Below are 12,050 nucleotides of genomic sequence, written 5' to 3' on the forward strand. Positions count from 1 at the left end.
AATGGAAGCGTGTGCTTCCATTTTTTATCTCATTTCCCGGCTAATCCAACCGAATGTTGCCAGTTAGCTAAACTCATTGGCGAATCAGTTATTTGGCGCTCTCACCTTTTTCGGCATATTTCATCTGCTCATCCAAGTTAAGAACGGTCAATGCGTTGCTTACACTGGTCGCAATCACATCGACGACACCAGTACGAAGTGCACCGAGTAGCGCAAGCGGTTTACTGTTCTCTGCAGCAATGGCAATCACCTCTGCAATCGGGCGGAACTCTTCTAACCCTAAACCTATCACTCGGTCGCTCATGACAGTGTTGGCGGCTTTACCATGCACATCAAAAAAGTCGTAACCGGCGAAGTCACCGACTACCCCTTGTAGTAAACGAGATTGAACCACCTCGCCTGCGGTAAACCAACCGAGGTCAACCATATAACTGTTTTCGCTCATATCACCGATACCCACTAAGGCGACATCCGCTTTTCGCGCTAAGTCTAGGGTCTGCTTAACGGTACTGTTTTCCATGAAAGCGGTTTTTTGCGCTTTGTTTTCGGCATACGCAGGCGCGTACAAGGTTTCAGATGTGCCGCCATACTTTTTCGCCAATTGACGACAGATGTGGTCAGCATTAAACATACCACCACGAGGGTGAATACCACCGATACCACAAACGAACTTACAATCGCGCGGTGTGATTACACCTGTATGGTGCGCTACCGAGGACACGTTCCGTCCCTGCCCAACGGTGACGACCATTCCGTTTTTAAGCGTGCTGGTAAGATAGTTTGAAACGAGGCCGGCTACTTGTTGGCGCTGCTGCTCTTCATTAGGTTGATCTAGCGCGACCAGTGCACGCTTAACGCCAAAGCGTTCAATCAGGCGTTGTTCAATTTTGGCACTAAACACGGGGTGGTACTTGACCGTTATCTCTACAATACCTTCGTCTCTCGCTTGCTTGAGCATTCGACCAACCTTTGCACGAGAGATTGAGAACTTTTTCGATATCTCTTCTTGCGTCGCACCGTCTTGATAGTAGGCAACCGCCACTTCTGTGAGAAGATCAGTATTTTCTTCCGACACATCTTGAATATTCTTACTCATATAGCACCCAACAAGTATTTAACAATTTATTCACCTAAATAAGCAGCAATTGCCCGATAGCAAAGCAACTGTCGCATAAGTTTACACCATGAACATATGTAATGATACAAAACAAATGCTCACACCATACCTTGTCACTAAAGTGTAATGGAACTGGTTAATACGCAACCATTAAACGTTTGCTTTCAGAGCCCGTGTTTACTGGAGTAAATTATATTTGATTAAAGTCACTTTACTGCACTATTCACCATTGACTTTGCCGTCAGATAGGATAAATATGGCTACATCATTTACTCAGCCAACGAACATATGTTCGAAGCAAATGTTCGTCAGCTCGAAATTTTAAAATTAATGAACAACTGAACCAATGATTTGGGGATGAGAAGTTTATTAGCTAGCTTGCAAATGCCCACATCTCTCTTCACACGAGATGTAATGCGATAGATAGGATGATCAAAAATGAGCAACAAATTAGAGCAACTTCGTAAACTAACGACAGTAGTAGCAGACACTGGTGAAATTGATGCAATCAAAAAGTACCAGCCAGAAGACGCAACAACTAACCCTTCTCTGATTCTTAAAGCGGCTCAAATCGAAGAGTATGCGCCACTTATCGATGCTTCAATCGAATACGCTAAAGCGCAAAGCGCTGATAAAGCTCAACAAGTTCAAGACACTTGTGACATGCTTGCAGTAAACATCGGTAAAGAAATCCTAAAAACAATCCCTGGCCGTATCTCTACTGAAGTAGATGCTCGTCTTTCTTACGACACAGAAGGCAGCGTTGCTAAAGCTCGTCAGCTTGTAAAAATGTACAACGACGCAGGCATCACTAACGATCGCATCCTAATCAAACTAGCTTCAACTTGGGAAGGTATCCGCGCTGCTGAAATCCTAGAGAAAGAAGGCATCAACTGTAACCTAACGCTTCTATTCTCTTTCGCACAAGCTCGTGCATGTGCTGAAGCTGGCGTATTCCTAATCTCTCCATTCGTTGGTCGTATCATGGACTGGTACAAAGCGAAAGAAGGTCGTGACTTCGAAGCTTCTGAAGATCCAGGCGTAATCTCAGTAACTGACATCTACAACTACTACAAAGAGCACGGCTACAACACTGTAGTTATGGGCGCAAGCTTCCGTAACATCGGCGAGATCCTAGAACTTGCTGGTTGTGACCGCCTAACTATCGCTCCTGCTCTTCTAGCTGAACTAGAAGCAGCTGAAGGTGAAGTGGTAGAAAAGCTAGTTGACTCTAAAGGCTCTAAAGAGCGCCCTGCTCCAATGACTCACGCTGAGTTCCTATGGGAGCACAACCTAGACGCAATGGCAGTTGAGAAAGTTGCAGAAGGTATCCGCAACTTCGCAGTTGACCAAGGCAAACTAGAAGACATGATCGCAGCTAAGCTGTAATCACACAGAATTAAAAAAGGGGAACGTTTGCGTTCCCCTTTCAATTTCCAATTCCAATATTTAAACACTGGTAGTTATTATGGATCGTAAACATTTAGCTAATGCTATTCGTGCTCTAAGCATGGACGGCGTACAACAAGCAAACTCTGGCCACCCAGGCGCACCTATGGGTATGGCTGACATCGCTGAAGTTCTTTGGCGTGATCACCTAAACCACAACCCGTCAAACCCAGAGTGGGCTGACCGCGACCGTTTTGTTCTTTCAAACGGCCACGGCTCTATGCTGATTTACTCTCTGCTTCACCTAGCAGGCTACGAGCTATCAATCGAAGATCTTAAGAACTTCCGTCAACTGCACTCTAAGACTCCAGGTCACCCTGAGTACGGTTACGCACCGGGTATCGAAACAACAACTGGCCCACTAGGTCAAGGTATCACGAACGCTGTTGGTATGGCGCTTGCTGAGAAAACTCTAGCAGCACAATTCAACAAAGAAGGCCACGACATCGTTGACCACTTCACTTATGCATTCATGGGTGACGGCTGTCTGATGGAAGGTATCTCTCACGAAGCATGTTCTCTAGCTGGTACGCTAGGTCTTGGTAAGCTTATCGCTTTCTGGGATGACAACGGCATCTCTATCGATGGTGAAGTTGAAGGTTGGTTCTCTGACGACACGCCTAAGCGTTTTGAAGCGTACGGCTGGCACGTAATCCCAGCAGTAGATGGCCACGATGCAGAAGCTATCAACGCAGCTATCGTTGCAGCGAAAGCTGACCCACGCCCTACTCTAATCTGTACTAAGACTATCATCGGTTTTGGTTCTCCAAACAAATCTGGTTCACACGACTGTCACGGTGCACCACTAGGCGCTGAAGAAATTGCAGCGACACGTAAACAACTTGGTTGGGAGCACGGTCCTTTTGAAATTCCGTCGGAAGTCTACGCAGAGTGGGATGCGAAAGAAGCAGGCGCAGCTAAGGAAGCAGCGTGGAACGAGAAACTTTCTGCTTATGAAGCAGCACACCCCGAGTTGGCGGCTGAGTTTAAGAGACGAGTAAACGGCGAACTACCTGCACAGTGGGAAGAGAAAGCGAACCAAATCATTGCTGATCTTCAAGCTAACCCAGCGAACATCGCATCACGTAAAGCGTCTCAAAACGCACTAGAAGCATTCGGTGCTATGCTACCTGAATTCCTAGGCGGCTCTGCTGACCTTGCACCTTCTAACCTAACTATGTGGTCTGGTTCTAAGTCTGTTTCTGCTGAAGATCCAGCGGGTAACTACATTCACTACGGTGTACGTGAATTCGGTATGACTGCGATCATGAACGGTATTGCGCTTCACGGTGGTTTCGTACCATACGGTGCAACATTCCTAATGTTCATGGAATACGCTCGTAACGCAATGCGTATGGCTGCTCTGATGAAAGTTCAGAACATCCAAGTTTACACCCACGACTCTATCGGTCTTGGCGAAGATGGCCCAACTCACCAACCAGTTGAGCAAATGGCTTCTCTACGTCTAACGCCAAACATGAGCACATGGCGTCCATGTGACCAAGTTGAGTCTGCAGTCGCTTGGAAACTGGCTATCGAACGCAAAGACGGTCCAACGTCTCTAATCTTCTCTCGTCAAAACCTTGCACAGCAAGAGCGTAGCGAAGAGCAAGTAGCTAACATCGCGAAGGGTGGTTACATCCTGAAAGATTGTGAAGGCAAGCCAGAGCTAATCCTAATCGCTACAGGTTCTGAAGTTGAACTAGCGGTTAACGCTGCGGCTGAACTGACTGCTGAAGGTAAGAAGGTACGCGTAGTATCTATGCCTGCAACTGATGCATTCGACAAGCAAGACGCTGAGTACCGCGAATCTGTACTTCCATCTGACGTAACAGCTCGTATCGCTGTAGAAGCTGGCATCGCTGACTTCTGGTACAAGTACGTTGGCTTCGGTGGCAAGATCATCGGTATGACAACGTTCGGCGAATCTGCACCTGCAGGTGAGCTATTCAAGATGTTCGGTTTCACTACAGAAAACGTAGTAAACACAGCGAAAGAGCTTCTAGCTTAATCTCTGCGTCTCGATACTAAAATGCCCCGCTACTAAAGCGGGGCATTTTTTATTGTATCTCTTCAATATTCACTTCCGTGCTGAATTTAACAGTTTTGGTCGACACCGACGTGTGGAACTTCCTAATGTTCCTATCCTGATGAAGAACTCGTTCAATAAAGCGTTCATAGGCTTGAATATCTGGCACAGACAAGACAATCAGAAAATCGTAGCCACCGGTTATTTGATAGCACTGAGTCACCTCTGGCGCTTGCTCGACAGAGTTTCGAAAGACACTGTAGATATCTCCCCTATCGCGCTCCATCTCTACTGAGACAATCAAGGTCACCTTATTGCCAGCCAATGCAGGGTTGATCAAAGAGACATCACCGACAATCACCTTCTCTTCTCTAAGCCGTTTGACCCTTTTAAGACAAGCCGGAGCAGAGAGCCCCACTTCCTCTGCTAGATCGACATTAGGGATACGATTGTTCTTCTGCAAAATAGCTAAGATACGTCTGTCAATTCGGTCTAGTTCCATTTATTTCCTCAAAAGCAAAAAATAAGAAATTTTAATTAGCATTTTCATCAAACAAGAAATCTAACCTGATAAACAAGCCAATTTCATTAATCATATTTCTTATAAATACCTTAACATTCTCTCTATCAATTGTAATGAAAAGGATGACGCAATGAGAAAGCTCTCAAATTTCTTCACAGAGCTGTGGCAAGAAATTTTTGATGTCACATGGACGCTCTACAAACTAATGATACCGATTATTATCGTGATTAAGGTCATTGAGGAGCTTGGCGGTGTTGCGCTACTGAGTGAATGGCTAAGCCCTCTGATGAGCTTTGTTGGTTTACCGGATGAGATGGGTCTCGTTTGGGCGACTACCCTGTTAACCAACATCTATGCTGGTTTATTGGTGTTTATGAATACCAATGCCGAGCTCAGCGTTGCTCAGGTTTCGATTCTAGGGTCATTAATGTTGATAGCACACTCACTGCCGATTGAAGCTGCTGTTGCTAAACGAGCGGGCGTGAGCGTCTTGGCAACCATGGTATTGAGGCTCGGTGGTGGTCTATTGTTTGCTTGGATACTTCACCAAACCTATACATGGGGCGGTCTACTAGAACAAACGGCACAGGTGATATGGGCACCAGACTTAAACAACCAGCAGACTTATCTTGAGTGGACTTGGAGCCAAGTCGAAAGCCTATTCATGATTTTCATAATCATATCTGTACTACTGTTTACGCTTAAAGTGCTAAAGATGTTAGGTATCGAAAAACTGATCGCCATTGCGCTGCGTCCAGTGCTAAAAATCCTTGGTATTAGCCCAGAAGCAACCAACATGACCATCGTCGGCATGACTCTCGGGATCTCTTTTGGAGGTGGCCTATTGATCAACGAAGCCAACAAAGGACATATTCCAGCTCGAGATATCTTCACTGCTATCATGCTGTTAAATTTGGTTCACAGCATGATTGAAGACACGATACTTATCATGCTGATAGGTGCCGACTTCATCACCATCTTTTGGGGTCGTTTGTTGTTTGGATTAATCGTGGTCGCATTGATATCTCATGCGCTCAAACGTATCAGTGATGCTACCTGCGAAAAGTATCTCTATAAAAGCCTAACGAGCTAACTAATTGGAAAATAATGTAGATGTAAAAACTGATAGCCTAGCAATCGAACCGGCTAATAGACTAAACAAAAGCCCCGCGAGTGCGGGGCTTTATGAACTATCAATAACAACTAGAAGGTAAAGGCTAGATTACCACCGACACCAAACTGGTTATCACCAGCATAGCTTCCTGCAATATCAAGACTTACTAAATCTCCAGGACTGATCCCGATACCCGCTGTCATTGAGCTGTCTAGTGTATCTTCTAGGTCAATCTCATAACCTGCGCGAAGCTGCACCCAACCCCATGCATTGCCTTCAACACCAAAACGCAAAAACTGAGTATCGTCAGCTAAGTTAGCAAATCGCTCTTGTTTGGTTACATCCCAATCTACAGTCGCTGTAAACAACTCCATTGCATAGGCGCCAGAAAGCGTCACTTGAGTATCTAGATTATAGGTATCACCACCATCATAGGTTTTTACCTCTTGTGCCAACAGATCTTTAATTGCGATGCCTAGACGATAATTATTGTGCATAAGTACCGCTCCTAAGTCGACATTGAATGCCGTCTCGCTTACTTCACTTTGATCGTAGTCTTCTAGATCAAAATCATTGATGTTTGCGGTCTCTTGGTAAGTCATGAGCTTCTGGTATTTTGGCGTGATACCAAAAGAAACATCATAGCCAGAGAGATTAACTCGTTTCGCTAGTGCTAAGCCAAATTCGGAATAGCCAAACGCTACCATGTGAACTTCTGAAGCTGCTACATTATCGGCTGTGGTGCTGCCCGAAGTATCGACATCCGGCACCGCGATTACCTCAGCATAGCCACGGGTAAATAGGTTGGCAGAAAGAGCGTTGATTGGGAAAGCAACAGCTAAGCCCGCCCCCGCAGTTACCGCTACTGGAGAGTTCCCTTTGATTTCATTCAACAGACGATCAACTTCAGGATCATTGACACTACCAGGGTTTCTGTCGATGGCATCTTGTAAGTCTTCGATTAATGATATTGTCTCATCGGTATCTTTGGCTGTCGCTCCAATAGAAGGCAGTAACAAGCCAAAGTCATCTTCTTCTCTATGAACCGCCACAAGCGCAGGGTTATAGAAGGGAGCGAGGAGAAAGTCTGCAGACGTTACGCCCGTGTTACCCATACCATTACCGCGGCCATCCGCGATTATATTAGCCGAACTAGCAGAGAATGCTGCCAACGATAGAGCCACTGCTAATGACGTTTTTGCCATATTTTTCATTTTAATATTGTCCTTATATTATTAACGCATTGATACCAATAAGCATCAGTGCGAATAAAATGGTAACTTATTTAATCAAAAATATGTGAATTTTTATATTAAATTCTTATTGATAGGTGATGATTCAATCACCATCTTTTGGGGTCGTTTGCTGTTTGGCTTAATCGTGGTTGCTTTGATATCTCATGTGCTCAAACGTATCAGTGACGCTACCTGCGAAAAGTATCTCTATAAGAGCCTAACGAGCTAACTCATTGAAAAATAATGTAGATGTGAAAACTGATAGCCTATCAACCAGATAGGCTAAGAAGCTAAACAGAAGCCCCGCGAGTGCGGGGCTTTAATGTCTATATAGCTGAGATAAGTAATATCTACTTCTCTTCGAATCGCTGAGCTAGCAAATAGAACTCTCCGACCTGATTCTTAAGGTCATTGGAGTGTTCTTTTACTGAATGCGTTGCTGCTAGGTTTTGCTCTGCCGTCGAAGCAATAGACTGGATATGAAGATTCACATCACTGGTCAATTGGCGCTGTTGATTCGCAGCATTTTCTACCGATTGCATCAGTTGATTCATCTGTTGCATCAGAGACTCAACCTCAGACAATCGCTCAGAGCTCACTTGCGCCGATTCACCACACTTCGCGGTCTGCTCACGGTTGTCTAGGATGTCACGTTGCCACCCTTCTATAGTGTGAAGCATGGCTTCAATGCTTTCTTTGATCTGTACTGTCGCTTTTGAAGTACGGCCAGACAGAGCACGAACCTCATCGGCAACTACAGCAAAGCCACGACCTTGTTCACCTGCACGTGCCGCTTCGATCGCTGCGTTCAATGCTAGTAAGTTAGTTTGCTCAGCAATGCCACCGATCTCTTCCATCATTTTGCTGACGTTCTGAGCTTGGTCGCTTAACTGGTATGTGGTTTGAGTCGCCTTTTCCGCTTGTTGGGTCAAGCTATCAAGGTTGTCGTGTGTTTGTTCGATGCTCTGTTTCGCACTCGCACACGTCTTAAAGGTGATATCGACAATTTGATGCGCTTCTTGCGTTGTTGAAGAGACTTCATTCGCAGTCACTTCCACTTCGCCTGTCGCCTCACGGACTTCAAGAATATCTTTGGTTTGCTGGTCCAGCGCTTCGGTCACTTGGTAAGAGGTTGCACTCAAGTTATCCGCTAGATCTTGAATTGGCTTCGCTGAGTCTGTCATTCGACCCAACACAGTGCGAATGCGCGCAGACAATAGCTTCAAATGGAAATCGGCGACAGAGAACTGACTGTTACCTGAATAAACTAAACGACTGACACTATCAAACTTAGACTGAAGCTTTTTGAGCTCGCGTGGCGTGTCGATAAGCTCTTGTCTGAACAATAGTGCAAGCGCCGAGACTGGCAATAAGCTACATAGCCATTGCGCGGCCTGCCCCATATCCATCATATTGGACAATACTGGCGCAGAAAGTGAACCTAAAAGAATCGCGTAACGAACACTATCACTGATTTTCAGCGACCATTGGCGACCACTCTTCTCTGCTTTTAGCAGTCCTTGATACGCTTTGTCTGCCACCTGAACCCATTGAGCTTTTGGCTTAACACGCACTGACTGATAGCCGCTGATAGCACCATTGTCATAAATAGGCGTCACATAAGCATCAACCCAGTAGTAACCACCAGATTTGGTCTTGTTCTTTACAATACCGCGCCAAGCTTTGCCCTTTCGGAGATTAACCCACATATCAGCAAAAGCCGCTTTAGGCATGTCATCATGACGAACAATGTTGTGGTTTTGACCCAACAGTTCTTCTTGTTCGTATTCGGCAATTCGACAAAACGCATCATTACTGTAAGTAATCACGCCTTTAAGGTCAGTGGTCGACACAAGTTGATCCGTATCGTTTAAGAGTGTTTCACGTCGTTGAGAAGATAGGCTGGCAGTCATTATTCGTTGCTTATTGGTATTTATAGTTTTAGCAGGCGAATATATACAATAATTGAAATTATGACAAAATATGAACCTCACATTTTACGCAAATGACGGTACTTTGTTCGTTTCTTATCGCAATAGGTCACAAATACAACAAAGCCTCGGATTGACATCCAAGGCTTAAAGAAAATTATGAACAGGAATACACTAAGTCGTTTGATTAAGCATAACGACAAGGACCAATGTGATCCTCGGGTAGGGTTTTATACCTTCTGTGTAACCACATCCAAGCGCTAATATCTTTTAGGATCAAACGTTCGATCTCTTGGTTCATCACTTGGGCCGCAACTTCAGGCTGCTTGCGTGGAAACTTTTCGCTAAAATCTTCACTGATCTCAAGTTCGTAAACGCCACCTTTTCTGACACTAACGCCCGACATCACGGCACATTTCGTCGCATCAATCAAAAAGCCAGTGCCCGCAGTGGTCGAAGCTTTCTCGACGCCAAAGAAAGGAACAAATACTGACGCTTTCGCACCGTAGTCGTGGTCCGGTAGGTACCAAAGTCGATTGCCAGATTTAAGCACCTTCAGCATGCCTTTGAGATCCGAACGGTCGATCATTTTATGACCTTTACGCGTTCTACCGTGGTGCTGAATAAACTCATATGCCGCATTGCTGTGTGGACGATACACACCATAACCCGGCGCAAACAAGCTAAAGATACGTGCTGTCATCTCAAGATTGAGGAAGTGACCACACGCGACCAACACACCTCTGCCATTGGCCTCTTGTTCAAGAATAAGTTCTTTGCCAATAACGCGCATGTGACGCTTCACACGCCAGTCTGGCCAAAACCACGCCATGCCAGTCTCAATCAAAGCCATGCCAGCATAATCAAAGTTTCTTGCGACTAACTTATCGAGCTCTTTCTCCGACAAGTCAGGAAAAGCCAGTTCAAAGTTACGTCGTGCTACTTTCGCACGGCGACCTAATATCGACTTAGCAAGTTGTCCTATTCCCTCCCCTAACAAGACGAGTAGCCGATAGGGAAGAATATTGACTAATAGTGCTAAAAAACCAAAGCCAAACCAAACACACCAGTACTTAGGTGAAAACAAAGACAAGGTTAATTGTGGACGTTCTACAACTTTCATTACGCCTCCTAGAATAAAAGCGGCGCAATTATACATATCTAACATGAAAAAAATGTATTGATTGAATAAAGCTATGCAAAAAAGTGGTTGGTATTGGGACTTTAATCAATAAAGCCAATAAAATAGTCAGTCTCATTGAACTTTTTAACTATTTATCAAACATTTAACAACATAACATTCAGACTAAAGTGCCCTAGAATAACGTTAGAGCACTTACTTTAGAGAGGATTATGGGAGCTTAATGGTTTCCATTCTGTCACAGTTCTATTCTGTCACAGATGGTTGAGCTGCCTTCTTTGCACTAAAAGCAAACACCATGATAACTAGCAAAACAAACGGCAACACATACAGATTAAGTTTCTGCCACCCAACCATGGATTCAAGCCAACCAGAGAGCAGCGCTGTCACACTGACACAACTAAACACAACAAACTCGTTCAACGCTTGTGCCTTCGACTTGTTTTTCGCTTGATACGATTGACTAAACAGTCCGGTGGCTGCAATAAACATAAAGTTCCAACCGACACCAAGCAGCACAAGTGCAGACCTAAAGTGCCAAATTGACTCGCCATGAATGTTGATAGCAATACACAATAAGAACAACACCGCGCCCGCCAAAATCATTCGCTTAGCACCAAACTTTTCAATCAAACCACCCGTAAAGAACGCCGGTACAAACATCCCCAATACATGCCACTCAATGACACCGGCAGCTTTCGTAAAATCAAAGCCACAGCCAATCATTGCAAGCGGTGTTGCCGTCATTAGGATATTCATTACTGCGTAAGCCACCATCGCCGCAAACACTGCACCTACAAAATTGGGTGCCTTGATCATAGTACTTATAGGATCAGTCTTTAGCTGTTGAGTCGCCAGATTGAACTTAGGAAACTGAACCGTCTGTAGAATAATAAGGGCAAGCACGTTAAGGCCAATCAAGGATGCGAATGCACCGATGTACAAACCGTCTTGTGACCATTGCTGAGACATCACCGCGAGATTAGGTCCTAACACAGCGGCTAAAACTCCACCCGCCATCGAAATCGATATAGCTCGATGACGTGCATCTTCACTACAGACTTCAATTGCTGCGAAACGATAGAGCGTGCCAAAGCCAATACCGATACCCAATAAAAAGGTGGCGAAACAGAACAGATAAAATTGTTGAGTAGAGAGAGCAAAAGTGGCGAGGCTCGCACCTGATATTCCAACCAGATTACCAATACTAAAACCGCGCTTGCGCCCAAGCTTACCTGAGATAAGTGAGGCAGGAATGGTTGCAGTCATCAAACCCAGAAATTGAAGTGCGACAGGCAAGGTGATCATACTTTGGCTTGGTGCTATTTGTTTACCAATCAGCCCGATTACCGAAATCAAAAGAATGTTGCCGGTCATCAATAGAGCCTGACAGAGGGAGAGTATCCAAACGTTCCTGTTCATTTTGCCACCTTTTATGCACTGGGTAGCAACTACAACAAATCGACAACAAACTTGCAACCCTTTAATAGCTGACATTTATGACGATATAT

General features: G+C 45.0%; 9 protein-coding genes. 3 read left to right on the forward strand and 6 right to left on the reverse strand.

Features of this window, described 5'->3' with window-relative positions:
• Positions 1 to 88: 88 nt before the first annotated feature.
• A complete protein-coding gene (locus KI655_RS14520; RefSeq protein ID WP_285406296.1) occupies positions 89 to 1,096 on the reverse strand; it encodes a sugar-binding transcriptional regulator in 1,008 nt (335 codons plus the stop codon).
• 459 nt (positions 1,097 to 1,555) lie between these two features.
• On the opposite strand from KI655_RS14520, the gene tal reads away from it, so the two are divergent.
• Together tal and tkt are read left to right on the forward strand one after the other, a co-directional pair.
• The gene (tal, locus tag KI655_RS14525) at positions 1,556 to 2,506 is read left to right on the forward strand and encodes a transaldolase (protein ID WP_032552749.1); all 951 of its coding nucleotides are present in this window, start codon (positions 1,556 to 1,558) and stop codon (positions 2,504 to 2,506) included.
• A gap of 79 nt (positions 2,507 to 2,585) precedes the next feature.
• On the forward strand, positions 2,586 to 4,577 hold the full coding sequence (gene tkt, locus KI655_RS14530) for a transketolase (protein WP_285406321.1): 1,992 nt from the start codon (positions 2,586 to 2,588) through the stop codon (positions 4,575 to 4,577).
• A 49-nt stretch (positions 4,578 to 4,626) separates the two neighbouring features.
• On the opposite strand, the gene KI655_RS14535 is transcribed toward tkt, so the two are convergent.
• On the reverse strand, positions 4,627 to 5,097 hold the full coding sequence (locus KI655_RS14535) for an Lrp/AsnC family transcriptional regulator (protein ID WP_285406323.1): 471 nt from the start codon (positions 5,095 to 5,097) through the stop codon (positions 4,627 to 4,629).
• 151 nt (positions 5,098 to 5,248) lie between these two features.
• On the opposite strand from KI655_RS14535, the gene KI655_RS14540 reads away from it, so the two are divergent.
• Entirely contained in the window at positions 5,249 to 6,211 is a 963-nt protein-coding gene (locus tag KI655_RS14540) for a hypothetical protein (RefSeq protein WP_285406324.1), read from the forward strand.
• A 110-nt stretch (positions 6,212 to 6,321) separates the two neighbouring features.
• On the opposite strand, the gene KI655_RS14545 is transcribed toward KI655_RS14540, so the two are convergent.
• The 4 genes from KI655_RS14545 to KI655_RS14560 all read right to left on the reverse strand — a co-directional run bounded on the left by KI655_RS14545 (position 6,322) and on the right by KI655_RS14560 (position 11,961).
• Entirely contained in the window at positions 6,322 to 7,446 is a 1,125-nt protein-coding gene (locus KI655_RS14545; RefSeq protein WP_285406327.1) for a conjugal transfer protein TraF, read from the reverse strand.
• Positions 7,447 to 7,817: 371 nt separating this feature from the next.
• Positions 7,818 to 9,380 carry a PAS domain-containing methyl-accepting chemotaxis protein gene (locus tag KI655_RS14550; RefSeq protein WP_285406328.1) on the reverse strand — a complete coding sequence of 521 codons (1,563 nt, stop codon included), beginning with the start codon at positions 9,378 to 9,380 and terminating at the stop codon, positions 7,818 to 7,820.
• Between the two features lie 205 nt (positions 9,381 to 9,585).
• Positions 9,586 to 10,521: an LpxL/LpxP family Kdo(2)-lipid IV(A) lauroyl/palmitoleoyl acyltransferase gene (gene lpxL / locus KI655_RS14555; RefSeq protein WP_285406329.1), complete on the reverse strand. Its 936-nt coding sequence runs from the start codon at positions 10,519 to 10,521 to the stop codon at positions 9,586 to 9,588.
• 264 nt (positions 10,522 to 10,785) lie between these two features.
• A complete protein-coding gene (locus KI655_RS14560; protein ID WP_285406332.1) occupies positions 10,786 to 11,961 on the reverse strand; it encodes an MFS transporter in 1,176 nt (391 codons plus the stop codon).
• Between the last annotated feature and the right edge of the window lie 89 nt (positions 11,962 to 12,050).

This window comes from Vibrio sp. D404a (assembly GCF_030248535.1).
Classification (GTDB): domain Bacteria; phylum Pseudomonadota; class Gammaproteobacteria; order Enterobacterales; family Vibrionaceae; genus Vibrio.

Coding starts and splice junctions, on each gene's coding strand:
- tkt (WP_285406321.1), top strand. CDS start 2,586: ATGGATCGTAAACATTTAGCTAATGCTATTCGTGCTCTAAGCATGGAC.
- KI655_RS14545 (WP_285406327.1), bottom strand. CDS start 7,446: ATGAAAAATATGGCAAAAACGTCATTAGCAGTGGCTCTATCGTTGGCA.
- KI655_RS14550 (WP_285406328.1), bottom strand. CDS start 9,380: ATGACTGCCAGCCTATCTTCTCAACGACGTGAAACACTCTTAAACGAT.
- KI655_RS14540 (WP_285406324.1), top strand. CDS start 5,249: ATGAGAAAGCTCTCAAATTTCTTCACAGAGCTGTGGCAAGAAATTTTT.
- KI655_RS14535 (WP_285406323.1), bottom strand. CDS start 5,097: ATGGAACTAGACCGAATTGACAGACGTATCTTAGCTATTTTGCAGAAG.
- KI655_RS14520 (WP_285406296.1), bottom strand. CDS start 1,096: ATGAGTAAGAATATTCAAGATGTGTCGGAAGAAAATACTGATCTTCTC.
- lpxL (WP_285406329.1), bottom strand. CDS start 10,521: ATGAAAGTTGTAGAACGTCCACAATTAACCTTGTCTTTGTTTTCACCT.
- KI655_RS14560 (WP_285406332.1), bottom strand. CDS start 11,961: ATGAACAGGAACGTTTGGATACTCTCCCTCTGTCAGGCTCTATTGATG.
- tal (WP_032552749.1), top strand. CDS start 1,556: ATGAGCAACAAATTAGAGCAACTTCGTAAACTAACGACAGTAGTAGCA.